This is a genomic window from Staphylococcus agnetis (genome assembly GCF_002901865.1).
Lineage (GTDB): Bacteria > Bacillota > Bacilli > Staphylococcales > Staphylococcaceae > Staphylococcus > Staphylococcus agnetis.
The window spans coordinates 35,355-61,980 of sequence record NZ_PPQF01000017.1; the positions used below are offsets into that span (position 1 = coordinate 35,355).

Here is a 26,626-nt window from a genome sequence, read left to right on the forward strand (position 1 = left end):
AACAAGGTGATGACATGACGTACAAAGTTAAAGTAGACCATGTATCGAAAATTTATGATTTGAATAACAATAAATTAAGTAAAATCATTTCACTCTTATCATTTGGATATTTTTATAAGCCGAAGCCTTATTATGCGTTATATGATATTTCTTTTGAAGTTGAAGAAGGGACATCAGTGGGCTTAATAGGTTTGAATGGTTCAGGTAAATCGACACTTTCCAATATCCTTGCTGAAGTGTTAATGCCTTCAAGAGGCTCTGTGGATATTAATGGGAAATCATCACTTATTGCAATATCAGCAGGGTTAAAAAATGATTTTACAGGTGAAGAAAACATTCGATATAAATGTTTAATGCATGGGATGTCATCCAAAGAGATTAATGATGTATTTGATGATATTGTGGCGTTTTCAGAGTTAGATGAGTTTATCTATCAACCTATCAAAAGTTATTCTAGCGGTATGAAAGCACGTTTAGGATTTTCTATTGCGATTCATACCAATCCAGATGTTTTAATTGTCGATGAAGCGTTGTCAGTCGGGGATGAAACATTTGCGAATAAATGTATTTCAAAAATGAAAGATTTACAACAACAAGGTAAAACAATATTTTTTGTCTCACACTCAGCAGCGCAAATTAAAAATATGTGTGATAAAGCCATATGGATACATTATGGTGAAATGATTGAGTATGGTGAAGTCAACCACGTTGTGAATCGTTATAATACATTAATTCGTGGATTTAAAGCACGCGATAAACAAGGTCAATTAGCATATAAAAAGAAAATGCTGCGTTTACAACAACAGCGCAGCGATACCATTGATGAGTCTCAATTAGAAAAAGTACATTGGACTACATTTATTCCTGTTTTTGCGAGTTTAGGTTTATTTATTGCAGGGATATTTTGGCAGATTGTAAGTTAAGCAACCTATAAAATTACGATTGTTTAGAAATGATTAGTAGGTAGGGGATGAATACAGCAATTGTATGTATCATTACTAATGCTGTGCAATGAATGCCTTATCACACGAAAAACTATTGATAGAATTTAAATGATGAGCATGCGTATGAAACATCGAACAGTGATATGTTTCATAATTTATAAGTAATGACAGAATATAAATCGATACATAGGAGGGGTGTATATGAAAAAAGTAGGCATGTTTGTTTGGAACCATTTTACAAATGATGCCCGTGTCAATCGTGAATGTACAACGCTGGCAGAGACGGGATATGATGTGGATTTAATTGCCATCAATGATCCTAAAAATCCAGCCATTCAGGCTTTTGAAAAAATGAATGAGCGGTTTCGTGTCCATCGTGTAAAACGATACCCGGCGTTGCTTCAAGCATATTCTGATTTTGGAAAACCCTTTATACTTGTAGTAGGAGGGATTGCTTCAACCATCGCAATAGGATTATATTTCGTTAATGTTATGGTTTTAACAAGTTATCTGATTATGCTTTTAGCGAGCGCAATTGTAATGAAACAACGTAAAGCGAGAAAAATTTTTATTAATAGTGCCATCATTGCACGCATGATTGTTAAAGGGTACATGACTAAAGCGGATATCTACCATTCGAATGATTTGAACACATTACCGCAAGGCATTATATGTGCAAAATTGCGTTTGAAACCTAAACCACTCGTATATGATAGTCATGAAGTACAATCCGATCGTACTGGGTATGATAAAAGAAAAATTAAAATGATTGAACGTTTTCTTTTACGCTTTGTTGATGAAATGATGGTTGAAAATCATACGCGTGCAAAGCACAATGAAAAGCTTTATGGCTTTTATCCTCAAACACTTTACAATTATTCGGAACTCTATGATATTAATACGCGACCAAAAGTGAATCTACATCAGAAATTAGGGCTTTCAGAAAATGAGAAGATTTTACTTTACCAAGGTGGATTACAACAAGGAAGAGGATTAGAAAAGCTTATTGATGCGATGCCTCTGATTAAAGAAGGGGTACTTGTTTTTATAGGTGCAGGCAAATTAACAGCACAATTAAAAGAACAAGCGAAACAATCATCTGAAAAAGAACGTATTTTCTTTCTTGAAAAAGTACCATTCCAAGAATTACCTAGTATTACGAGAGAAGCGTATTTAGGTTTTCAAGTTTTACAAAATGTGTGTTTTAATCACTATTCAGCGAGCTCAAATAAATTATTTGAATACATGATGGCACATGTGCCTGTAGTAAGTTGTGATTTCCCAGAAATCGCAAAAGTCGTCAATGAACAAGAGGTAGGCATTGCCATAGATGCACACGACCATCACAATATTGCATATGCAGTCAATGAATTGCTTACAAATCAAGCATTATATGAACATGTTAAAGCCAATACGCAAAAAGCTAAAATGATTTATAACTGGCAAAATGAAAAAGGAAAATTGTTAGCACTCTATGAACGTATCGAAATGAAAGCAACATTTTTAGGCAAATTAAAACAACAAATACGTCGAGAAGAAGCAAAATCATAAGATGTAATATAACTTGATGTAGAAAGCGTGTTAAGAAATAGTAAAGCCATCTCAATGTGTAACGAATACAATGAGATGGCTCTTATAATGCGCTTTAAAATAGGGGGAATGGACTTAGCACTCATGATTAAGCATTATCTAATATAACCTATTCCAAAGAAAAGAGGCCTACACCAATGTGTAAGCCTCTTTTTATATGCTTTTATTTTATAAGTGAGAACCGTGTCCACCTTGCATAACCCAGAATGTACCAATAACGATACATAATGTAATGATGATTGCGAAGATAACTTTTGCAAGTTGTACGCGTCCATCTTTACCTTCAGTTAAGTGCATGAACATTAAGAGTTGTAAAAATGCTTGGATAAAAGCAAATCCAAATATGATAGTTACTTTTGCTTCAAAAGACAATGATGTGTAAAGAGTTACGAAAACTGCTAGTAACGTTAGAATGATTGAGGCAATAAAGCCTATTGTATGTTTGACTACTGTACTCATCCGCTAAACACCATCCCTATCATGTATACGGCAGTGAAGATGAAGATCCATACAACATCTAAGAAATGCCAGTATAAACTTACAATGAAAATTTTAGGTGCATTGTATTTATTAAGTCCGCGCATTGCAACTTGAATTAATAAACAGATTATCCAGAAGATACCTAGTGTAACGTGAGCACCGTGTGTTCCTAATAGTAAGAAGAAACTAGACCAATATGATCCTGCTTGCGGTACTGCACCTTCATGTGCGTAGTGCGCGAATTCAAAAATCTCAAATCCAACGAATCCTACACCAAGAAGTACTGTAATCGCCATCCAGACCATAAATAATGTTTTCTTTTCTTTACGCATGTAGTAAATTGCAATCCCACATGTATAAGAACTTGCTAAAAGCAAGAATGTCATAATTAAAACAAGCGGTAACTCGAATAAATCTGTAGTCATCATGCCACCGTATCCGCCACCATGTTGTAGCGTTAACAGTGTTGCGAAAAGTGTACCAAAAAGGGCAAATTCAGCTGTAAGGAAGATCCAGAAACCGAGTTTATTTAATTCACCTTCATGCGTACGTGCATCAATAGTATCAACCTTATGACTCATGATTCATAGCCTCCCTTTCTTTTTGGCGTGCTCTTCTTAAGCGCGCTTCGTTTTCTGCAACTTCACTTGCAGGGATGTAATAACCATGATCTTGTTGGAAACTTCTCCAAATCATTAAACCAAAAATACCTAATAAACTTAAGATAGCAGGTAAGATTGTTTCGAATACTAAGAAGAATCCACCGATAAAGAATAGGATACCCATCCAGAAACCAATATGCGTGTTATTTGGCATATGAATATCTTTGTAATCGTGATCATCTAAATAATGACGACCTTGTGCTTTCATCTCAACGAATGAATCTAAGTCATCCCAATGAGGTGTTTTCGCAAAGTTGTAATGTGGTGGGATTGCAGAAGCTGTAGACCATTCAAGTCCACGACCTAAGCCGCCCCAGTTGTCGCCAGTAGCTTCACGTGGTGCTTTTAAGTGACTGTATACGATGTTACCAACAAAAATCAAGAATGCGATAGACATCATTGCTGCACCAATTGAAGAAATAACGTTAAGTAAGAACCAACCATCTTCTGGTAAATATTTGTATAAACGACGTGGCATACCATCTAAACCTAAAACGAATTGAGGTAAGAATGTCACGTTGAAACCAATCATAAAGATCCAGAAGAACCATTTGTTTGGTTTCTCGAATAATTTGTATCCCATTGCTTTTGGATACCAGAAAATCATAGCTGCAAAACATGCAAATACAACACCAGCAACAATTGTATAGTGGAAGTGTGCCACTAAGAAGTATGTGTTGTGATATTGGAAGTCAGCAGATGCCATTGCAAGCATAACACCTGTAACCCCACCAATTGTAAAGTTAGGAATAAATGCTAATGAGAATAGCATTGGTGATTCAAATGTAATACGACCTTGGTAAAGTGTAAATAACCAGTTGAAGATTTTTACACCTGTAGGTACAGCAATCAACATTGTAGTGATTGAGAAGAATGAGTTCACTAATGCACCATTACCCATTGTGTAGAAATGGTGAACCCAAACGATGAAACTCAAAAATGCGATACCAGCTGTTGCCCACACCATACTTTGGTGACCGAACAAACGTTTACGCGCAAACGTTGGAATGATTTCAGAGTAGATACCAAATGCTGGCAATACTAAGATGTATACCTCAGGGTGCCCCCATACCCAGAAGAAGTTCGCCCAAAGCATTGGCATACCGCCGCCTGCAACGGTAAAGAATGAAAAGTCAAAGACTCTGTCTACAGTCATTAATGCAAGTGCTACTGTTAATACAGGGAATGCTAAGATGATGATTAACATTGTGATGAATGTTGTAACAACAAACATTGGCATTTGCATGAACGTCATACTTGGCGTTTTAAGTTTAATGATTGTAACAAAGAAGTTAATACCCGTTGCTAAAGTACCAATACCAGAGATTTGGATAGCAATTAAATAGTAGTTAACCCCAGGTCCAGGACTGAATTCACCAGCAAGTGGTGCATAGTTAGTCCAACCTGCAGCAGGTGAACCACCGATAATAAATGAAATGTTGAATAGTAGCATACCGGCAACGAACAACCAGAAACTAATGTTGTTAAGAAGTGGGAATGCAACGTCACGCGCACCTATTTGTAATGGAATGATAATGTTCATTAAACCAATTACAAGTGGCATCGCCATGAAGATAATCATGATAACACCGTGCGTTGTGAAGATTTCATTATAGTGATTTGATTCTAAGAATGGATTGTTCGGTACTGTTAATTGAATACGTAAAAGGATAGCATCTATACCACCACGTACAAACATTAAAACAGCACAAATCAAGTACATTAAACCAATTTTCTTGTGGTCGACTGACATGAACCATTCCTTGTATAAGTATCCCCAAAGCTTAAAGTATGTTAGGGCAGCGATGACACCAATTACTAAGAATGGTGCACCAATTTGAGCCATTGTGATCATCCAGTTCCCATTTACGATAAGCTCATGCCATGGAAAGTCCATCATTAATGTCCACCTCCACTTTTATCGTTTGATTCTGTTTTAGCACCTTTATGCATAGATTCCATTTCATCCATGTTGTGCTTTTCTTTTTTAATGAACTCATTATCGTATGGATCGCTATTACCTAAAATAACAGCTTTCATACCATGACGTTCATAGTTTGGATTTGAGATTTGTGGTTTACGTGCTGGCTTATTAGGTTCGCTTAGAACGCCTTCTTTATCATCATAGAAGTTTGGATCTTTAGGTGTGTAGTTAAAACGTTTGTAAGCATAAAAAATGTATTCAGGATCAGCTGCAGGATCCACGAATGCCATATGCGTTCCACTAAATGTTAATTCTTTGTTTGGTGTGATAGGTAGAAGTTGTTTATCAAAAGTATCTTGATCGATTTCTTTTTTAGATTTAGCTTCTTTTACCCATTTGTCATAATCGCTTTGACTAACTGCACGAACATTAAATGTGTGGCGAGAGAAGCCTTCACCATTAAAGTTCGAGTTACGGCCACGGTAAGTACCTTCTTCATTAGCTTGGTACGTCCATTGCATTGTCATACCAGTCATGGCATATTTTTGGCCCCCAAGTTGAGGTACCCAGAAACTTGTCATAGTATCCATAGCTTGAAGCTTGAATGTGACAGGACGGTTAGTTGGAATTGTAATGTGGTTAACCGTTTCAATTTTTTCTTCTGGATATGCGAAGAACCATTTGTAACCACCACTCACTGCATAAATGACCATTGGTTCATCTTTAGCTTTTGGTGGTTCTTCATATTCATAAAGTGACTTAACTGTTGGAATCATTAATGCAATTAAGATAACTACAGGAATGATAAACCAAATAGACTCAAGTAACACACTATGATGTACCTTGCCAGATTCACTCGTTTTGTTGTAACGATATTTAAATGTGAAAATAGCAAATAAAATAAGTACGACAGCAACAATGGCAACCATAAAGATAATTGAATAGATGATTAAAAATCTTTGGTCACTCGCCATTGGCCCTTTTGCGTTTAAAACTTCTACATCAGAACAGCCCGTAAGCAAAATCAGTGTTCCGAATGCAAGAAGCAAAGACTTTAATTTTGACACTTTTTTGACCTCCTAATACTACAATTGTAGGGCTTACATTAATTTTAAAATAATATGTGATATTTACAAGAGCCTTTTTAGAAATTTGTCTAAATTAATTTGTTGGAGGCCTTGCGACTCTAACACTGACAAGGGTTAGCGCCTTTATGAAAATAATGTGTACATTTTGTGAAATGTGTTATCTTTATAGGAATTCGCTTAAAAACCTACTATAATAGGCTTTTTTTAACGTTTTGAAATTATATTTTCATATTAAAGAAGGGGAAATTGAATGTTGATTGTAGGGAAAATACCGATTTATTTTTAGGAGTGTAAACGCGTACAATAAGAGGTAGATAAGGGCAAATGCTTCTCAATAGGAATGAGGGGTGTAGAAACATTACCCGAAATCGTATCAATATGAAAGAAGCGATGTTATGGATGAAATTATATTTGCATAACATCGCACAAACAAACTTTCATGAAAAAAATACGATTTAATCAGCAGCTGGTGCATCAATAACTTCTATGACACGGTGTGTTGTTTCGATTGCACCATCAGAATCTGCAACTTTATATTCTAATTGATATGTACCTGCTTTTGATGTATCAATATGACCGTTTACTTTAATTTGATCAGTGAGGTCGCCATCCTCGGCGTCATAAGCTTTAACACCTTCGAGGGGATTGTAGTGTGTACCAAGCGTGATTTTAGTATTTGACGTTCCTTTAATAGAAGGAACATGGTTTGTAGTCGCTTCAGCATTAAGATTAGGTGTAACGAGTGTAGCTGATACGCCTAACGCAGATAATGAATGTAGTAATTTTTGGTTCATTGGCTATAGCCTCCATAAGATTCAATACACGTTCATTATACCTGTTTCTTGAAGCCTAAAACATCAAACTTTAGAACTAAAATTTTTAAAATAATGTAAATGTCATAGATACGTCACTTAATGCGTGCTTATGCTACATATGAATAGGGAATATAATGTAAGTGGCGGTATCTTTATGAGTGAAATTTTTTTACAGGAGTGGTTGTAATGTTAACACAAGAAGAAAAAGGTATTATTTTAGAAACTGTACCTGTTTTACAAGAAAAAGGTACAGAAATTACATCAAAGTTTTATGGCAGAATGTTCAATCAACACCCTGAGTTGCGAAATATGTTCAACCAAACGAACCAAAAGAAAGGGTTTCAGTCTACAGCATTAGCGCAATCTGTTTTAGCTGCAGCAGTCAATATTGAAGATTTAACACCTATTTTACCTATTGTAAAAGAGATTGCGTATAAGCACTGTGCGTTAGATGTACGTCCAGAACATTATCCAATTGTAGGTGAAAATTTACTTGCAGCGATTCAAGAAGTAACAGGATTAGATGCAGATCACCCTATTATACAAACATGGGGGAAAGCATACGGTGATATTGCAGATGCATTTATTTCGGTTGAAAAAGATATTTATGCACATATGGCTTGGGAAGGTTTCAAACCTTTTAAAATTGAAAAGATTGAACAAATTACACATAATATTAAAGCATTTACAGTTGTTTCTGATGAAATAGATTTAAGTCAATTTATTCCTGGCCAATACATTACGGTCGATGTAGAAAGTGAAAAGCTTCCTTACCGTGCAAAACGTCATTACTCAATTATTGATGGCAATAAAAACTTCTTAACATTCGGTGTGCGTCGTGAAGTTGGAGATGGCCATGAAGGTGAAGTGTCAACTGTGCTCCATGATGAGTTTAATGAAGGTGATGACATTAACTTATCTGCGCCAGTAGGTGGCTTCCAATTACACAATACAGACAAACCACAATTATTCTTAGGTAGTGGCGTAGGGGTTACACCTCTAGTTTCTATGTATCGTCAAGCGGTTCAACAAGCACCTAAAGCACAATTCATTAACGTTGCAGCTTCTGAAGCGGATGTTGCATTTAAGGATGAGATTGATAACATTACAGCTCAAGGTACTGATGCTCACGTGCATAATCATTTACGTGATCAAGAAGGCTACTTACAAGCTGAAGAATTAAAGCAATATTTAACTGATGATACACAAGTGTACATTTGTGGTGGTACACCATTCTTGCAATCAATGATTAAAGAACTTAAAACGTTAAACTTCAACGAAGATAACATTTACTTTGAAACATTCGTTCCTCGATTAAGTGTAAATGTATAACAGATAAGATTAATTGAGAACCTAACCTAATTATGAACCTATTAAAAGGCCTTCAACATGCAATATGCATAAGTTGAAGGCCTTTATTTATGAGAGGTTGTCCCTAATCATTATTTATGTTAGTTATTCGTAAATACGTTTACTTATAAGTGATTATTCTAAACCGCGACGCATTTTTTCAGCGATTAAGGTATTGTTGAGTACCATTGTAATCGTCATTGGACCAACACCACCAGGTACAGGTGTGATGGCACCAGCAACTTCTGATACTTCGTCGTATTCAACGTCACCTTTTAATTTGCCATTTTCATCAGGTGTGTTACCAACGTCGATTACGACAGCACCTTCTTTAACGTCTTCTTTTTTCACCATTCCAGGGCGTCCTACAGCGCTGACAATTACATCTGCATTTTTTAAATGTTCATGTATATTTTGGCTACGAGAATGAAGAATTGTCACTGTAGCATTTTGTTGAATTAATAATTTAGATACAGGTTGACCTACGATGTGACTACGTCCAATCACAACTGCATTTTTGCCTTCTAAATCAATATCAGCATGTTTTAATAATTCCATCACACCAAGTGGTGTACAAGGAATCAATTTTGCCTCGTCTAAGTATAAACGACCAATATTGATTGGGTGGAAACCGTCAACATCTTTATCAGGGTCAATCGCATCCAATACCTTTTGTTCATCTACTTGTTTAGGAAGGGGAACTTGCACTAAAATACCACTTACTGTGTCATCATTGTTTAAACGGTCAAGTTCTTTTAAAACGTCAGCTTCAGAAGTAGCTTCATCAAGATGAATCACTTCGGAAATCATGCCGATTTTCTCAGCAGCTTTCTTTTTTGAACGTACATAACTTTGACTCGCTCCATCATTACCAACGAGAATCACTGACAACTTTGGTGTGTACCCTTTTTGTTTTAAAACTTCAACCTCATCTTGCAAACCTTGGCGGTAGTCCTTTGCGATTTGCTTACCATCTAAAATTTTTGCACTCATAATTCTAAATCCTCCCTTTGAATAGTTCGAACTTTTTACGTACATTCATTGATTTCATTAAGTTTTAACGGTTAAAAACCGAAATATTTAACGAAAATATGTAATAAAGTTCGATTTTTGCATTGAAAAAAGCATGTCACATTGTTATGCTATACCTGTAATATACAACTAATTGGTTTGGTATTTCAAATGATTGAAAGGGTGTTCATAGTGAAAATTGCGGTCATAATGGGAAGTTCATCAGACTGGCAAATTATGAAAGAAGCATGTGACATGCTGGAATATTTTAATATTCCGTACGATAAGAAAGTTGTTTCTGCACATCGTACGCCACACATGATGGTGGACTTTGCAACACATGCGTATGAAAACGGATATCGTGCGATTATTGCAGGAGCTGGAGGGGCGGCGCATTTACCAGGTATGGTTGCATCTATGACTACATTACCGGTCATCGGTGTACCGATTGAATCTAAAAGTTTGAAGGGTCTGGATTCATTATTATCTATCGTTCAAATGCCCGGAGGTATTCCAGTTGCTACCACTGCAATTGGTAAAGCAGGTGCTAAAAATGCAGGCATACTTGCTGCGCGTATATTAGGAACAACAGATGAATCGATTCAACGTCAACTTTGCGCCTACGAACAATCACTCGTTGAAAAAGTGGAGGATATGCAAAATGACTTACAATAAACTCAAATTTGGAGCAACGATAGGCATTATTGGTGGAGGACAACTTGGAAAAATGATGGCACAATCTGCGCAAAAGATGGGCTATCGCGTTATTGTTCTGGATCCTGACAATGCATGCCCAACTAAGCACGTTGCACATCAATTTATTCATGCTGCATATGATGACGAAGCTGCATTAAACGAATTAGGTGAACAATCAGATGTAATCACGTACGAGTTTGAGAATATTAATGCTGAACAACTAAAAAAGTTAACGACACGTTTTAATGTTCCTCAAGGATATGAAGCAATTCAATTATTGCAAGATCGTCTTATTGAAAAACAATCTATCTCTAAAGCCGGGGCACATGTTGTACCGTTTTTACAAATTACTTCTGAAGATGATTTAAAAGAGGCTGGTCAACGACTCGGTTATCCATTCATCGTGAAAACACGCTTTGGTGGTTATGACGGTAAGGGTCAAGTATTAGTAAATTCTGATGTAGCCTTTGACGAAGCCAAAACATTAATTGCACAACAAGAATGTGTCGCTGAACAATATTTAAATTTAAAAAGGGAAGTCTCATTAACTGTTACAAGAGGAGTAGATGGTAGTGTCGTATTCTTCCCACTTCAAGAAAACGAACATCGCAATCAAATTTTGTTTAAAACCATCGTACCTGCGAGAGATGACCATGAAGTATTCGCACGTGAAGAAGTCAAAAAGATTATGAAGGCTATCCATTTTGTAGGTACGTTCACCGTAGAATTTTTTGTGGATGATAATCATCAACTATTTGTGAATGAAATAGCACCTAGACCACATAACTCAGGCCACTATTCTATTGAAGCGTGTGACTATTCACAATTTGATACGCATATTATGGCTGTAACGGGTCAAACGCTTCCAGAAAATATTGAACTCTTAAAACCTGCAGTGATGATGAATTTACTAGGCAAAGATTTAGATTTACTCGAAGATGAATTTAACTTACATCCAGAATGGCACGTGCATATTTATGGTAAAACGTCACGAAAACCTTTAAGAAAAATGGGCCATTTAACTCAATTAACAGAGCAAATTGAAGCTACTGAACAAAATCTTGTCGCATATTTTGAAGGGAGAAAATCATGAAACACGCATTATTATATGAAGGCAAAGCCAAACGTGTATATGAAACGGACGAACCACATGTATTACGTATCGAATATAAAGATGAAGTAACAGCTGGAAATGGTGCAAAGAAAGATGAAATGTCTGGTAAAGGTCGTTTAAATAACCGCATTACAGCAGCTATTTTTGAATATATCGCACAGCATGGTGTGAAAAGTCATTTCATTCGTCGCATCTCAGAAACAGAGCAGCTTGTACAAGCTGTTGACATCGTACCTTTAGAAGTTGTTGTAAGAAACATTGCGGCGGGATCTATTACGAAACGTTTAGGTTTTGAAAATGGTCATCGTTTTGATGCGCCGTTAGTTGAATTCTTTTATAAAAAAGATGAATTGAACGATCCATTAATTACAGAGGATCATATTCAACTCCTGCATATTGCCAATGAAGAAGAAATACAAAGTTTAAAAGCACAAGCATTGCAAGTTAACCAAGCATTAATTCAACTTATGGATGAGCTTCAATTGGATTTAGTAGATTTTAAAATCGAATTTGGTAAAGATCGAGAAGGTCACTTACTCTTAGCAGATGAAATTTCACCAGACACATGTCGTATTTGGGATAAAGTGACAGGTGAGAACTTTGATAAGGATGTTTATCGCAACGACACTGGCTCATTGATTGAAACGTATGAATCATTTTTAAATAAACTGGAGGCACTTTAATCATGAAAAATATTGAATTACACATTACGTTACAACCGCAAGTTTTAGATACGCAAGGTCAAGCATTGACACGTGCGGTACACGACTTAGGCTACAAGCAAGTCAATGATATTCGTGTTGGTAAAGTACTGTATTTAACGGTTGATGAAGCGACTGACGAAGCCATTCATAATGTGGTCACTACATTAAGCGAAAAATTATTCGCTAATACAGTAATTGAAGAGTATAACTATACGATTTTAGGTGAAGCTTCAGAAAAGGAGAATGACTAATGAAATTTGCGGTACTTAAATTTCCAGGTTCTAACTGTGACCGCGATATGTTTAATGCAGCGATTAAATCTGGTGTAGAGGCTGAGTATGTAGACTATCGCGAAACATCTTTAGCTGGATTTGACGGGGTGCTCATTCCAGGAGGGTTCTCATTTGGAGATTATTTACGTTCAGGTGCTGTAGCAAGTGTGGCACCTATTATAAATGAAGTGAAACGTTTAGCGGATGAAGGCAAACCTGTACTCGGTGTTTGTAACGGATTCCAAATTTTAACTGAAATTGGCTTACTTCCAGGTGCTTTACTACATAATGATAGCCATTTATTTGTAAGTCGTAATGAACGTTTAATGATTACAAATGCAGCAACACCATTTACACATTTATATGAAGAAGGAGAGGAAGTAGTTTATCCAGTCGCTCACGGTGAAGGTCATTACTATTGTACTGAAGCTATGTATCACGATTTGGTTCAGAATAATCAAATTATTTTGAAGTATACTGATAATCCTAATGGTTCATATGAAGATATTGCAGGCATCGTATCTAAGGAAGGCAATGTGTGTGGAATGATGCCACATCCTGAACGAGCATTGGAAAAAATACTCGGTACGGATAGTGGCGTGAAATTATTTGAATCAATGGTGAAAAGTTGGAGGGAACAACATGCCTAAATTTTTAGAACCTACTGCAGAAGAGGTTAAAGTTGAGAAGTTATATCAAGATATGGGATTAAGCGATGCAGAATATGAGAAAGTTCAACGTATTTTAGGTCGTGATCCTAACTTTACAGAAATAGGCATTTTTTCGGTAATGTGGAGTGAACATTGCTCATATAAGCATTCTAAACCATTCTTAAAACAATTTCCGACAACAGGCGAACACGTGTTAATGGGACCTGGTGAAGGTGCTGGTGTTGTGGATATCGGTGATCAACAAGCTGTCGTTTTTAAAGTGGAATCACATAACCATCCGTCAGCGATTGAACCATACCAAGGTGCTGCGACAGGTGTTGGAGGTATCATTCGTGACATCGTTTCAATAGGTGCGCGTCCAATTAATCTTCTTAATAGTTTACGTTTTGGTGAACTTAGTGAGAAAACAAATCGTCGTTTATGTCGTGGTGTCGTTGCAGGTATTGGTGGTTATGGGAACTGTATCGGTATCCCAACGACAGCTGGTGAAATTGAATTTGATGAACGTTACGACGGTAATCCACTTGTCAATGCAATGTGCGTAGGTGTAATTGATCATGACATGATTCAAAAAGGGACTGCCAAAGGGGAAGGCAACTCCGTTATTTACGTAGGGCTTAAAACAGGTCGTGATGGTATTCATGGAGCGACGTTTGCATCGGAAGAATTGACAGAAGAAAGCGAAAGTAAACGTCCATCTGTTCAAATTGGTGACCCATTCGTTGGTAAGAAATTAATGGAAGCAACATTAGAAGCAATCCAATATAAGGAACTTGTAGGCATCCAAGATATGGGAGCAGCAGGTTTAACATCATCATCTTCTGAAATGGCTGCAAAAGGTGGAAGCGGTATTCATTTAGAACTTGAGAAAGTGCCAGTTCGTGAACATGGTATTTCTCCTTATGAAATGATGCTTTCAGAAACACAAGAGCGTATGTTACTTGTAGTAGAAAAAGGAACAGAACAAAAATTCTTAGATTTATTCGATTACTATGAACTAGACAGCGCGGTTATCGGTAAAGTGACAAATACAAATCGTTTCGTCCTCACTTATGAAGGTGAAGTTTATGCAGATATTCCTGTTGAACCATTAGCAGACGAAGCGCCAGTTTACATTTTAGAGGGAGAAAAACCTGAATACACGCCAGAAACACGTGACTATGCAAACATTGATGCAGACGATGTGTTCACAAAATTATTAACACATCCAACCATCGCGTCTAAACAATACTTGTATTCGCAATATGATCAACAAGTGGGTGCAAATACAATCGTAAAACCAGGTTTACAAGCATCTGTTGTACGTGTTGAAGGGACGAATAAAGCAGTAGCCTCTACTATCGATGGTGAAGCACGCTATGTTTTTAATGATCCATATGAAGGTGGCAAAATGGTGGTTGCTGAGGCATATCGTAATCTTATTGCTGTGGGTGCTAAACCTTTAGCGATGACTGATTGCCTAAATTATGGTTCACCTGAGAAAAAAGAAATTTATCAGCAATTAATTGATTCTACACGCGGAATGGCAGAAGCATGTGATGTATTACAAACACCAGTGGTTTCAGGGAACGTTTCATTATATAACGAAACCCGTACGTCTTCCATTTTCCCAACGCCAGTAGTTGGTATGGTGGGATTAATTGAGGATATTGATTATTTGAATAATTTCCAGCCAGAAGCAGGCGATACGTTGTATTTAGTAGGGGATACGAAGGCGCATTTTGGTGGTAGCCAAATTGAAAAACTATTATATCAACGCGTGAATCATGAATCAGAACATGTGGATTTAACAGAAGAAGCAGCACGTGGTGAAGCCATTCGTGAAGCCGTTCGAAGTGGTCAATTGTCACACGTTCAAACAGTAGGTAAAGGTGGCGTATTAATTACGCTAGCTCGAATGAGTGCATATTTTGATTTAGGAATTGATGCTGTATTACCGTTTTCACGAGAACTGTTCTTTAGTGAAACACCAGGTCGCTATATTGTAAGTGTAAAAGCAGGACAAGAATTTAATATGAAAGATGCAATCAAAATTGGTACATTTACGGATCAAGATGCATTTAAAGTTCAAGGTTCTGATACAACTATTGAACGTCGAACATCTGAAATTAAGCGTGAATGGGAAGGAGCAATTGAGGCATGTATGACATCCGCGGATTAAATGAAGAATGCGGTATTTTCGGAATATGGAATCATCCTCATGCAGCACACTTAACTTACCTTGCACTACACAGTTTACAACATCGCGGTCAAGAAGGTGCTGGAATTGTATGTTCTAATGGTGAACAACTCTTTGGTGCAAGAGGAATGGGATTATTAACTGAAGCGATTTCGGATGCACAATTAAAATCTCTTGAAGGCTATAAACACGCGATTGGACACGTACGTTATGCGACGACTGGTGCTAGCGAAGTGTCTAATGTGCAACCGTTTTTATTTAAACATTCCAAAGGTGATCTAGGATTAGCCCATAACGGGAACCTTACGAATGCACTTCAATTACGAAGAGCGATTGAATCTACAGGCGGTATTTTTCAAACGACAAGTGATTCAGAAGTGCTGGCACATCTTTTGATTAAGGGGACTTCAAAATCAATTAAAACAAATCAAAAATCAGCACTAAACCAAATGAAAGGGGCTTTCAGTTGTGTCATTTTAAATGAACAACAATTGACCGCAACACGAGATCACCGTGGCGTGCGCCCATTAATGCTAGGTAAAGTTGATGGTGCGTATTGTGTTGCGAGCGAAACATGCGCATTTACGGCGATTGGTGCGGAATATATACGTGATATTGAGCCAGGGGAACTGATTACTTTTTCAAATGAAGATGATATTGACTACGATCATTACACGTCTGATATCGATCATCGCATGTGTTCAATGGAATATGTTTACTTCGCACGTCCAGATTCAGAATTTCGTAAGCACTCTATCTATCAAGTGAGAAAAGCTTTAGGTAGACAATTAGCGAACGAAATGGATGTTGAAGCAGATATCGTAATTGGCGTTCCTGATTCATCGTTACAAGCAGCTAAAGGCTTTTCGGAAGCTTCTGGTGTGCCAAACGAACAAGGATTACTTAAAAATCGTTATATCGGACGCACATTTATAACACCTGATCAAGCAGTACGCGAACGTCAAGTTCGAATGAAACATGCGCCAATTCGTGATGTCATTGAAGGTAAACGTGTCGTGGTGATTGATGATTCTATTGTCCGTGGCACGACAAGCAAACATATTGTAAAGACGTTAAAATCCGCTGGAGCAAAAGAGGTGCATATGGGCATTTCATCTCCACCTCTTAAAAATCCATGTTATTACGGTATTGATGTATCAACACATGCTGAATTAATGGCGGCGCAATATGATCTTGATGAAATTAGAGACATGATTGGTGCAGACTCACTGACGTATTTATCTGTAGAGGGTATGCATGATGTCTTTAAACAATATGGTTCTAAAGGCGAATGTAATGCATGCTTTACTGGAGCATATCCAATTGAAATTGTAGATCATGAATTACCGGTAGCAAAAGAATTAAAGCGTAGAGGAGTGTAAAGTCATGGCTGAATCATATAAGCAAGCTGGTGTAGATATTGAAGCGGGATATCAAGCGGTAAAACGCATGTCACGCCATGTTGAACGTACTATGCGTAAAGAGGTACTAGGCGGTCTAGGTGGTTTTGGTGCGACATTTGACTTGTCACAACTGAATATGAAAGCGCCTGTATTAGTCTCTGGAACGGATGGTGTGGGTACGAAATTAAAATTAGCAATTGATTACGATCGACATGACACGATAGGTATAGATGCCGTAGCGATGTGTGCGAATGATATTTTGACAACTGGAGCAGAACCACTTTACTTTTTAGATTACATTGCAACAAATAAAGTGATTCCAGAGGTTATTGAACACATTGTTAAAGGAATTAGTGATGGCTGTGAGGAAACAGGTATGGCCCTTATAGGTGGCGAAACTGCAGAAATGGGTGACATGTATCATGAAGGGGAATACGATGTTGCTGGTTTTGCAGTTGGTGCTGTTGAAAAAGAAGACTATATTGATGGCAGTCAGGTCGCTAAAGGTGACATCATTATAGGTTTGGCCTCACATGGTATCCATTCAAATGGATACAGCTTAGTGCGTAAATTGGTTGCAGAATCAGGTGTCAATGTTCATGATACGTTTTCAAATGAATCCTCATACTTAGACGTTTTGTTAAAACCAACAGCTTTATATGTACGTCCAGTATTAGCTGTAAAAAAAGAAGTGAAAATTAAAGCGATGACACATATTACAGGTGGAGGTTTCTTTGAGAATATTCCACGTGCTTTACCTGAGGGGAAAACAGCGGTCATTGATACAACATCATTCCCGACGCCACGTATTTTCGATTGGTTACAACAACAAGGACAAATTGAAACTGCAGAAATGTATAACATTTTCAACATGGGAATTGGGTATACGATGGTGGTATCAGCTGAAGATGAGCAACGCGTCCATGAATTATTAAAACAAGAAAACTGTGAAGCCTATACGATTGGTTATATAGATGAAACATCTGAACCGATTCGTTTGTCGGGGGTGTAAAAATGGTTAAAATAGCCATTTTCGCGTCAGGATCAGGTACCAATTTTGATAATATTATGCAGCATATTGAGAGAGGGAAACTTGAAAATATCGAGATGACTGGTTTATATACGGATCAACCAGGCGCACCTTGTGTTTCACTTGCCCAAAAGTATCATGTCAATATTTATGCATATGATCCGAAGCAGTTTTCTTCAAAACAGCACTTCGAAGAAACATTATGTGACTCACTTCAAAAAGACGGTGTTGAATGGATTGTGTTAGCAGGCTATATGCGATTAATAGGGGAAACACTGCTCCATGCTTATGAAGGACGGATTTTAAACATACATCCGTCACTTCTTCCTAAATATAAAGGCAAGCATGCGGTAGAACAGGCGTTAAACAACAGGGAAACAACAACAGGAACAACGGTACATTATGTAGATGCTGGCATGGACACTGGGGAAGTCATTGCGCAGCGAGAATGTCCAATATATCCTGATGATGCAGTGACAGATCTTGAGCAACGCATTAAAGCATTGGAATATGAATTGTATCCTGAAGTCATTCAAAAGATTATTCGATAAGGAGATTTCTAAATGAAAAAAGCGATTTTAAGTGTGTCAGATAAAACAGGAATAGAAGATTTTGCTAAAGGACTTGTTGATCAAGGCTTTGCATTATTTTCAACAGGTGGAACATTACGCGCTATTGAATCTGCAGGCATACCTGTTGCTTCCGTTTCAGATTTAACGCATTTTGATGAAATAATGGATGGACGTGTGAAAACATTACACCCTGCTGTTCACGGCGGGATTTTAGCTGATCGTGACAAACAAGAACATTTAGAGCAATTAAAAGCACAAGATATCGACCTTATTGACATGGTTGTCGTCAATTTATATCCTTTCCAAAAGACAGTGGAAAATCCAGATGTATCAGAAGCAGATGCCATTGAAAACATTGATATTGGCGGGCCAACGATGCTCCGTGCAGCGGCAAAAAACTTTAAGCACGTGACAACAGTGGTGCATAGTGAAGATTACGATGAAGTGTTACAGCGTTTAAAATCGAATACTTTAGATGAAGCATTTCGTAAATCATTAATGTTAAAAGTATATCAACATACTGCAGAATATGACCAAGCCATTGTTAATCACTTTAGTCAGAATAAAGAAGCATTACGTTACGGTGAAAACCCACAACAAAACGCATATTTTGTACGTACCTCTGAAGCATCTAATACTTTAGCAGGTGCTGTGCAACATCATGGCAAACCTCTAAGTTACAACAACATTAAAGATGCAGATGCGGCGTTAACACTTGTAAAACGATTTGACGAGCCAGCAGCTGTTGCGGTGAAACATATGAATCCATGTGGAGTAGGGCTTGGTGCAACAATCGAAAAAGCTTTCGAACATGCATTTCAAGCAGATTCGACATCTATTTTCGGGGGTATCGTTGCACTTAATAGAACAGTAACTAAAGCATTGGCTCAACAATTACATGAGATTTTCTTAGAAGTAATCATTGCGCCATCATACGATGAAGAAGCACTAGAGATCTTGTCTCAAAAGAAAAATATTCGTTTACTTCAAATTGATATGGCGCCTATCTTTGGTGAACAAGAGTTTGTTTCTGTATCTGGTGGTTATTTAGTCCAAGATAAAGATGATGTACAAACGGCGCGCAAAGAGATGAAAGTTGTTACGGATGTACAACCTACAGAAGCACAATGGGACGCATTGTTGCTAGGATGGGAAGTGGCAAAAGCGGTTAAAAGTAACGCGATTGTCCTTGCGAATGACCATCAAACTGTAGGTGTGGGTGCGGGTCAGATGAACCGCGTCGGTGCAGCAGACATTGCCATTCGTCAAGCCATTGAAATGAATGACCAAGTTGCTTTAGCTTCAGATGGCTTTTTCCCAATGGACGATACAGTCGAACTTGCCGCCAAAGCAGGCATCAAAGCAATTATTCAACCTGGTGGCTCCATCAAAGATCAAGATTCTATAGATATGGCAAACCGTTATGGCATCACTATGGTGACAACAGGTGTACGTCATTTTAAACATTAATGGAGGAACTAAAAATGAAAATACTCGTTATTGGTAGTGGCGGTCGTGAACATGCGCTTGTGCATAAATTAAATCAATCGAAACTTGTTACACATATTGATGTCATTCCGGGTAATGATGCGATGACTTCTATAGCAAACATTCATTCAGAAATTGCTGAAACAAACCATGATGCCATTCTTGATTTTGCTAAGAATCATGCGATTGAGTGGGTGATTATTGGTCCTGAGCAACCTCTTACAGATGGGTTAGCAGATTTATTAATTGAGGCAGGCATCTCAGTGTTTGGGCCAAATCAAGCAGCAGCCCAAATAGAAGGATCTAAAACGTTTGCCAAAAATTTAATGAAAAAATACGATATTCCAACGGCAGACTATCGTGAAATTAATGACAAAAATGAAGCGTTAAACTATGTTGATACGTGCGCATTACCTGTGGTATTAAAAAAGGATGGTTTAGCAGCGGGGAAAGGCGTTATCATTGCACATACACGTGAAGAGGCCGTCGATGCCGTGCATACGTTATATCCAAATGACAATGATAAAGTGGTATTTGAAGCCTTTTTGGAAGGCGAAGAATTTTCAGTCATGACATTTGTGAATGGGGACTATGCTGTTCCATTTGAAACGATTGCACAAGACCATAAGCGTGCTTATGATGGTGATCAAGGACCTAACACAGGTGGTATGGGTGCGTATTGTCCCGTTCCGCATATTAGTGATGACGTTTTACGTCAAACGAATGATCGTATTGCTCAACCCATTGCTAAAGCGTTAAAAGCAGAAGGTTACCATTATTTTGGTATTCTATATATTGGTGCTATTTTAACGAAAGAAGGACCTAAAGTGATAGAGTTCAATGCACGTTTTGGTGACCCTGAGGCACAAGTGTTATTAACGCGTCTTGAAAGTGATTTGATGGCACATATTTTAGAGTTAAAAGACAAAAAGCCTATTTCACAAAAATGGAAGTCTGAATCGGTTGTGGGTGTGATGTTAGCATCTAAAGGCTATCCTGCTTCTTATGAAAAAGGTCATCACGTGACTGGTTTTGAAGAAGATTTAGAGCATTATTTTGTAAGTGGGTTGAAAAAGGATGAGGCACAAAATTTTGTGACAAGTGGCGGGCGTGTCATTCTTGCTTTAGGTGAAGGTGATACGATCCAAAAAGCCCAAGAATTAGCATATCAACGTGTTTCTAAAATTGAAAACGACGCATTATTTTATCGTAAAGATATTGCCAATAAAGCATTAAAATAAGACTTATTTGTTGCATCATTTGTCACCACATAATTGGAAGTATAAGTTATACCATTTAGCGATATATATCATGAGAGCCCTTCAAACACAATAAGTGTGAGAAGGGCTCTTTAAACGGGTTATTTCCTTTGCAGATGGAAAGGTAGGAAAGGAAATGGTGTGCCTTTTCACATCATCGAGATCGTGAAAACGCAAAGCACCTATCGTACATCCGTAATGCCAGTAATCGGTATATAATGACTCAACATTAAAGCACAGAGTACGATACCAATGATAGAAACGATAAGTAATATATCGCGGTAACTAAAAGGCGCATCATAATAATACGTTCGCGGTCCATCTTTGAATCCTTTCATTTCCATTGCGACAGAAAGACGATGCGCTTTACGCATGTTCTGACTTAATAAAGGTATTAAAATATGATAAAACCGTTTTGTACCACGATAATGAGATTTTTGAATCATTTGATAACGCATTTTAAGGGCATGTCTCAATTGGATAAAAGATTCCATAATTAACGGTAACATCCGAAAAGCAGCCATAAATGCATATGCGATTTTAGGTTTGACGCGTAGATGTTGCATAAAGCTATAAAAAATCATAATAACTTGCGACGTAAACGCGATAGCTAAACCAAAAAAGCTAATGACCAACGTTCTTAGAGATAAGTGCAACCCACGAACGAGACTTTCTTCCGTAATGCGAATAAATCCAATTTTGAAGAGCTCATGATGTCCATTACCGTAAAAAATCATAAAAAGTGATGAACTGATGGCAAACAATGTACTCAGTGTGATGAAAATAAATAAAACTCGGAATTTAGCACCACTGAGTATCAAAGTCAAAAGAAACATGAGTGAGACAAGGTATAGCATCGTATCAAAATTATGTACGAAAATCACAAATACGAATAATGCGATACCTAGAAACAACTTCGTTATTATATTGACTTTATCCATAAATGTTCGATATGACTTCCAAGATTCAATCATGTTGTCACCTTACTTTCAAACATTTTTCCATTTTCTATGATGTAATGATGTGTGGGATAACGTTGAATGATTTCTGGATCGTGCGTATTCATTATAATGGCCTGGCCTTGTTGAATACGTTGTTGAAATAAATCAATAAGTTTAAATGTATTATGACTATCTAACCCAAATGTAGGTTCATCTAACAAGATGATATCTGCGGATGTACTTAACGCAATCGCAACACTTAAACGGCGTTTTTGACCCATTGAAAGTTCAAAGGGATGTTGAGATTTAACATGAATTAAATCCAGTAATGTTAACATTTCTACAGTTGCTTCATGGGCATCTTCGGCATTTTGATGCTTGAAATTAATGAAAATTTCATCATAAACTGAATTTTGTAAACATTGAAGCTCAGGATTTTGATAAACCAAAAACATATGACATGAAGCGGTTTTAAGTTTACGAATGGGAGTGTCATTGAATGTAAGGCTACCTTCATACGGGATGAGTTGCATCAGTGATTCAAAAAAAGTAGTCTTGCCTGCTCCGTTTTTTCCAGTAATTACAATCCAATCACCTGATTGCACTTGAAAAGTGTCTACTGAATATAAGTGCTTTTTGCCTCGTTTGATGATGCCATTTTTAAAAGTAAGGCGAAAATTAGAATGTGTATTGTGTTGGACAACCGGTGGAGCGACTTGCCATGCTCTAGGGTGCCACACGCCGTAATCTGTTAAGGTCTCTTCAAAATGGGTGAGGATGTCAGAAGGTGTTCCATCCTGAATTATTTTTCCGTCATGATTCATTAAAATAACACGATCGACAACATCCCATATATGTTCTACTTTATGTTCAACAATTAATACTGTTTGATCTTCCCATAACGTTTTTAACAATGTCCATAAATTTTCAGTTGCTTCAGTATCTAACATGGCTGTAGGCTCATCTAAAAACAACGTATCCGCTTTTTGTAAAAGGGTGCCTGCAACCGCTAGTTTTTGCTTCATTCCTCCACTTAATCGATGTATCGCATGCTTAGGATGAACATCTAATTGTACTTGCTCCAAAACTTTTGAAATTTTTTGATCCATTTCATTTTGGGGGACTTGAAGGTTCTCTAACACAAACGCAAGTTCTTCATTCACCTGTGGCATACAAAATTGAGAATCAGGATCCTGAAAAATAACTCCAGCATTTTTGGCAACCTTTAAGTCATCATATTTCATAGGTAAATCGATTAAGTTGGGTACGATGCCACTTAAGACATTCAACAACGTACTCTTACCAGAACCTGAGGGACCGAGTAAAAGTACTTTTTCTTTTTCTTTAATTTCGATGTTCAGCCCATCAAAAATTTTTTTAGGACCATTAGGGTATTTTAAACGTAAATTTGTAGCTTTTAACACGATGAATGCTCCTTATAATGCATCATAATCTTCTTTAGAAGCAGGGCGGAATAGTTTGGTAACACCTGTTTTGTCTAATGCTTTCACAAGATAATAAGGAAATACCCCTGCTAAAACAGCACCACTGAGTAAACGGAATATAATAAGTAAAATTAAATTCCAAGCGGCAACTTCATTTAAATAGCCATAATACCAATCAACTGGAAAACTAATAATGGCTGCTGCCATCCCTGCTAAAACACTTACCATAAATGCACGTGATTGATATTTAAAAATCGCAAAAACAATTTCACATGCTAAACCTTGGAGTAGGGCATAAATAATCGTAGGAATATCAAAGCGGCCCATAATAATTGTTTCTCCTGCACCTGCTGCAAATTCAGCGATTAAAGCAATCCCCATTTTCGGAATGATAAGGTAGGCCACAACAGCAGCTGCAAACCACATGCCATACATCAATTGATCAAGATGTAAGCCGAGAGGTTGAACGGTATAGTATGCCACCCACCAAAGATTATAAATAACAGCAAAAATGACAGAGATTAACACTGTAACTAATATGTCAGATAATGTTAAACCTTTTCGTTTTGAACGCATAAACATCCTCCTATATATACAAAAACACAGCACCTAAACAAGGTACTGTGCGTGGGCGTGTAAATAGAACACCAAATGAAAGGTCACAAATAACAGACGTATTGTGAATCATTTAGAGTTTATCTTCACACTTCCCTACGCTAGTATCATCTAGTTCAGGTTCAAAGGGTTTGAGGTGATGACCTCATCTCAGTTTGCACACCCCTAGTGTGTGTTTATTGAATTGATTAACGTCACTATACACCCGACGTCACTAAATGTCAATGCGTGGAATCGAATGGTGGATTAAACGTTGACGAAAAGTGCTGGTTATAAGGTTTGAATGGTAATTGAATGTATTTTGAGACACGCTAATTTAATCAATGATATGCGAATAAGTGTAAGAATCTAAATAAACTACAGTTAATAAAAAAGGAGTCAGAACATAAACCGTTCTGACCCCGTGAATAGATACAGCTATTGAATGGATGCGTTATTCAAAAGAGCTTTGTATATCATCTTTCGTTTTTTCAGCACCATCTTTAGCATCAGCTTTTTTATCTTTTAATTCTTGTTCTTTATCTTTAGCATTTTCTGCTGCTTTTTTGATTTCTTCTTTAGACATATAACATCTCTCCTTTTATGTTATCTACTTCTAAGAGTTCCCACATATTTATTTATTAAACATTTAAAGAAGGGTAACAAACAAATGTAACTTTTGGTATAATAAATAAATGCGTTAATCTTATGAATAAAGTATGTTTTAATCGTGTTTAAAAAGATAATATAAATAAATATAGTGAAAGCAGTATGATAAACATTGTTTTATAAAAACTGAAAAATACGTGTATTTACAACGTTTTACGTCTCTCCATCTTAAGAATGAGATTTGTTTTTTATAAAGACATGTACTGCGTCTTCGTATATAATAATTGTGAGGTGAAGCGGATGTCTTTGTTTAATAAATACACCGAAGTGATCTACAGTTACATCATCGGTGCAGTTTCTATTTTATTAAGTGTTATTATTTTCCTTAATATTCCACTTATTCACCAATTCAGTGCACATAAAAAGCCAGCGATTCACATTGAGAACTTGTGGGACTTTATTATGGCCTTTTTTAATGAAATTATTCGCGTTATGAGTAATTATATTGGTGAAATACCTTTAGTGAGTGGCATTATCATCTTATTATTTGGTCTTTTTATGATTTTTATTGGGAGAACGCTAACGAACACAACACGTTTTGATTATGATATTTCAATACTGTTTTTATTAATTGGTATTATTTATTTTGTCTTAACGTTAATATTCATGTCACAAGTTTACGGTATTGTAGCTTTTGTTTTTGTTTTTCCATTCTTAATACATATTGGATATATCACGTACAAAGATGAACTTAATCCGTTTAATCGTAAAAAACATTATCTATGGATTATCATAAGTTATGGTCTTTGTTATATCATTGGGCAACTGGCACTTTATAGTCGGATAGAGGAACGACAAGTTGCGCCTATAGATGTATTAAGTATTAACACGTTTTTCGTAATATTATGGTTGCTTGGCCAAATGGCGATTTGGAACTTTTTATTTTTACGTCGAGCATTACCTATGACGCAAGAAGAAATCACAGGAGAAGAAAATCCTTATTCTCGTAGTAAAAAATATAGTTTTGCGGGTCAATCAAAATACCACTTCAAAGATATCCAAGATCGCACAAATGAACTTACGCAAGACTTTTCATATCGTACACGTCGTAGCATTGATATCGAAAAACTAAGACGTAAACGTGAAGCCTTTAAAGACAAATGGTTGAGTTGGGCAACGTTAGAAGAAGATGACATTCCATCGTTCTTACATCGACCTAAATGGTTAAAAAGAGAATACGTATCCATTGCGTGCGGGGTTGTGTTATTTTTCTTCATTTTAGTAGAATTTAAAAACCGCAATGGATTATTTTTATCAGGTGATTGGCAACTATCACAAACACAATATGTTTATGAATGGGTAAGCTTATTCTTATTACTATTAATTGTGACGATATTTATATGGACATCCGTTACAAATATGATGAAAGGTAGTCATTATTACTTAAAATTGTTTATGATAAGCATTCTGTTCTTCAAGTTATTAACAGAATATATCGTAATTTTGATTCACGGATTGATGTTATCTATTTTTATTACACCAATTTTAGTTTTAATGTTAATACCAGCAATTGTGGCTTTTGTATTCCAATTACGCCAACCGTCACCTGAAAAAATTGAAAATCATGAAAATCACGTTTAATGAGGGTGTTGAAACAGGATGAGACTGAAATGTCTCATCCTGTTTATTTGATTAATGACTTCAGTCAGTTGAGCACGTAAAACGTGCGAAACAATAAACCACCTGCTATGCGGGTGGGCAACAAAAGTTATACTAAAAAATCCC

The 26,626-nt window shown here is 36.9% G+C and carries 25 protein-coding genes and 1 riboswitch; of the genes, 15 read left to right on the forward strand and 10 right to left on the reverse strand.

The window, feature by feature from the left end:
- Window positions 1-14 precede the first annotated feature (14 nt).
- A complete protein-coding gene (locus tag CD172_RS03350; protein WP_037565987.1) occupies window positions 15-923 on the forward strand; it encodes an ABC transporter ATP-binding protein in 909 nt (302 codons plus the stop codon).
- A gap of 222 nt (window positions 924-1,145) precedes the next feature.
- Window positions 1,146-2,495 (forward strand): glycosyltransferase, encoded by a 1,350-nt coding sequence (locus CD172_RS03355; protein ID WP_103345487.1) that lies wholly within the window; start codon window positions 1,146-1,148, stop codon window positions 2,493-2,495.
- 207 nt (window positions 2,496-2,702) lie between these two features.
- On the opposite strand, the gene qoxD is transcribed toward CD172_RS03355, so the two are convergent.
- The 5 genes from qoxD to CD172_RS03380 all read right to left on the reverse strand — a co-directional run bounded on the left by qoxD (window position 2,703) and on the right by CD172_RS03380 (window position 7,482).
- The gene (gene qoxD, locus CD172_RS03360) at window positions 2,703-2,993 is read right to left on the reverse strand and encodes a cytochrome aa3 quinol oxidase subunit IV (RefSeq protein WP_037565991.1); all 291 of its coding nucleotides are present in this window, start codon (window positions 2,991-2,993) and stop codon (window positions 2,703-2,705) included.
- Complete coding sequence (gene qoxC / locus CD172_RS03365; RefSeq protein WP_060550783.1) at window positions 2,990-3,595, reverse strand: cytochrome aa3 quinol oxidase subunit III; 606 nt, start codon at window positions 3,593-3,595, stop codon at window positions 2,990-2,992. Before qoxC ends, qoxD begins: the two co-directional genes overlap by 4 nt.
- The gene (gene qoxB / locus CD172_RS03370) at window positions 3,585-5,573 is read right to left on the reverse strand and encodes a cytochrome aa3 quinol oxidase subunit I (RefSeq protein ID WP_060552465.1); all 1,989 of its coding nucleotides are present in this window, start codon (window positions 5,571-5,573) and stop codon (window positions 3,585-3,587) included. The genes qoxC and qoxB overlap by 11 nt, the downstream gene beginning before the upstream one ends.
- 2 nt (window positions 5,574-5,575) lie before the next feature.
- Window positions 5,576-6,667: a cytochrome aa3 quinol oxidase subunit II gene (gene qoxA, locus CD172_RS03375; protein WP_037565993.1), complete on the reverse strand. Its 1,092-nt coding sequence runs from the start codon at window positions 6,665-6,667 to the stop codon at window positions 5,576-5,578.
- Window positions 6,668-7,143: 476 nt separating this feature from the next.
- On the reverse strand, window positions 7,144-7,482 hold the full coding sequence (locus CD172_RS03380) for an immunoglobulin-like domain-containing protein (RefSeq protein ID WP_037565995.1): 339 nt from the start codon (window positions 7,480-7,482) through the stop codon (window positions 7,144-7,146).
- Window positions 7,483-7,689: 207 nt separating this feature from the next.
- Here CD172_RS03380 and CD172_RS03385 point away from each other — a divergent pair, with 207 nt between their 5' ends.
- Window positions 7,690-8,835 carry a globin domain-containing protein gene (locus tag CD172_RS03385; protein WP_060550785.1) on the forward strand — a complete coding sequence of 382 codons (1,146 nt, stop codon included), beginning with the start codon at window positions 7,690-7,692 and terminating at the stop codon, window positions 8,833-8,835.
- 153 nt (window positions 8,836-8,988) lie between these two features.
- Here the strand turns inward: CD172_RS03385 and folD are convergent, their stop codons facing one another.
- On the reverse strand, window positions 8,989-9,846 hold the full coding sequence (folD, locus tag CD172_RS03390) for a bifunctional methylenetetrahydrofolate dehydrogenase/methenyltetrahydrofolate cyclohydrolase FolD (protein ID WP_037565998.1): 858 nt from the start codon (window positions 9,844-9,846) through the stop codon (window positions 8,989-8,991).
- Between the two features lie 210 nt (window positions 9,847-10,056).
- Between folD and purE the strand changes: the two genes are divergently transcribed.
- Genes purE through purD form a run of 11 tightly spaced genes read left to right on the forward strand, consistent with a single transcriptional unit; the run spans window position 10,057 to window position 21,234 of the window.
- On the forward strand, window positions 10,057-10,539 hold the full coding sequence (purE, locus tag CD172_RS03395) for a 5-(carboxyamino)imidazole ribonucleotide mutase (RefSeq protein ID WP_037565999.1): 483 nt from the start codon (window positions 10,057-10,059) through the stop codon (window positions 10,537-10,539).
- Complete coding sequence (gene purK, locus CD172_RS03400) at window positions 10,526-11,653, forward strand: 5-(carboxyamino)imidazole ribonucleotide synthase (RefSeq protein WP_103345488.1); 1,128 nt, start codon at window positions 10,526-10,528, stop codon at window positions 11,651-11,653. The genes purE and purK overlap by 14 nt, the downstream gene beginning before the upstream one ends.
- On the forward strand, window positions 11,650-12,357 hold the full coding sequence (gene purC, locus CD172_RS03405; protein ID WP_085622582.1) for a phosphoribosylaminoimidazolesuccinocarboxamide synthase: 708 nt from the start codon (window positions 11,650-11,652) through the stop codon (window positions 12,355-12,357). Before purK ends, purC begins: the two co-directional genes overlap by 4 nt.
- Before the next feature lie 2 nt (window positions 12,358-12,359).
- Window positions 12,360-12,629, forward strand: coding sequence for a phosphoribosylformylglycinamidine synthase subunit PurS (gene purS / locus CD172_RS03410; RefSeq protein ID WP_037566003.1), 270 nt, complete (start codon window positions 12,360-12,362; stop codon window positions 12,627-12,629).
- On the forward strand, window positions 12,629-13,300 hold the full coding sequence (gene purQ / locus CD172_RS03415) for a phosphoribosylformylglycinamidine synthase subunit PurQ (RefSeq protein WP_039646367.1): 672 nt from the start codon (window positions 12,629-12,631) through the stop codon (window positions 13,298-13,300). The genes purS and purQ overlap by 1 nt, the downstream gene beginning before the upstream one ends.
- Window positions 13,293-15,482, forward strand: a complete 2,190-nt coding sequence (purL, locus tag CD172_RS03420) for a phosphoribosylformylglycinamidine synthase subunit PurL (RefSeq protein ID WP_103345489.1) — start codon at window positions 13,293-13,295, stop codon at window positions 15,480-15,482. Before purQ ends, purL begins: the two co-directional genes overlap by 8 nt.
- A complete protein-coding gene (gene purF, locus CD172_RS03425; RefSeq protein ID WP_037566258.1) occupies window positions 15,461-16,882 on the forward strand; it encodes an amidophosphoribosyltransferase in 1,422 nt (473 codons plus the stop codon). Before purL ends, purF begins: the two co-directional genes overlap by 22 nt.
- A gap of 4 nt (window positions 16,883-16,886) precedes the next feature.
- Window positions 16,887-17,915 (forward strand): phosphoribosylformylglycinamidine cyclo-ligase, encoded by a 1,029-nt coding sequence (gene purM, locus CD172_RS03430; RefSeq protein ID WP_103345490.1) that lies wholly within the window; start codon window positions 16,887-16,889, stop codon window positions 17,913-17,915.
- A 2-nt stretch (window positions 17,916-17,917) separates the two neighbouring features.
- Window positions 17,918-18,484, forward strand: coding sequence for a phosphoribosylglycinamide formyltransferase (gene purN / locus CD172_RS03435; protein WP_103345491.1), 567 nt, complete (start codon window positions 17,918-17,920; stop codon window positions 18,482-18,484).
- Between the two features lie 12 nt (window positions 18,485-18,496).
- Entirely contained in the window at window positions 18,497-19,975 is a 1,479-nt protein-coding gene (gene purH, locus CD172_RS03440; RefSeq protein WP_103345492.1) for a bifunctional phosphoribosylaminoimidazolecarboxamide formyltransferase/IMP cyclohydrolase, read from the forward strand.
- A 14-nt stretch (window positions 19,976-19,989) separates the two neighbouring features.
- On the forward strand, window positions 19,990-21,234 hold the full coding sequence (gene purD, locus CD172_RS03445; RefSeq protein WP_060550793.1) for a phosphoribosylamine--glycine ligase: 1,245 nt from the start codon (window positions 19,990-19,992) through the stop codon (window positions 21,232-21,234).
- Window positions 21,235-21,434: 200 nt separating this feature from the next.
- On the opposite strand, the gene CD172_RS03450 is transcribed toward purD, so the two are convergent.
- From CD172_RS03450 to graF, 4 genes are all read right to left on the reverse strand, one after another.
- Window positions 21,435-22,226 (reverse strand): energy-coupling factor transporter transmembrane component T family protein, encoded by a 792-nt coding sequence (locus tag CD172_RS03450; protein WP_103345493.1) that lies wholly within the window; start codon window positions 22,224-22,226, stop codon window positions 21,435-21,437.
- Complete coding sequence (locus CD172_RS03455) at window positions 22,223-23,617, reverse strand: ABC transporter ATP-binding protein (protein ID WP_103345494.1); 1,395 nt, start codon at window positions 23,615-23,617, stop codon at window positions 22,223-22,225. The genes CD172_RS03450 and CD172_RS03455 overlap by 4 nt, the downstream gene beginning before the upstream one ends.
- A 12-nt stretch (window positions 23,618-23,629) precedes the next feature.
- Entirely contained in the window at window positions 23,630-24,214 is a 585-nt protein-coding gene (locus CD172_RS03460) for an ECF transporter S component (RefSeq protein ID WP_037566014.1), read from the reverse strand.
- Window positions 24,215-24,329: 115 nt separating this feature from the next.
- Window positions 24,330-24,430: riboswitch (TPP riboswitch) on the reverse strand.
- A gap of 256 nt (window positions 24,431-24,686) precedes the next feature.
- Window positions 24,687-24,818, reverse strand: coding sequence for a glycopeptide resistance-associated protein GraF (graF, locus tag CD172_RS12860; protein ID WP_199787341.1), 132 nt, complete (start codon window positions 24,816-24,818; stop codon window positions 24,687-24,689).
- 323 nt (window positions 24,819-25,141) lie between these two features.
- Here graF and auxA point away from each other — a divergent pair, with 323 nt between their 5' ends.
- Entirely contained in the window at window positions 25,142-26,482 is a 1,341-nt protein-coding gene (gene auxA / locus CD172_RS03465; RefSeq protein WP_103345495.1) for a lipoteichoic acid stability factor AuxA, read from the forward strand.
- Window positions 26,483-26,626: the final 144 nt, after the last annotated feature.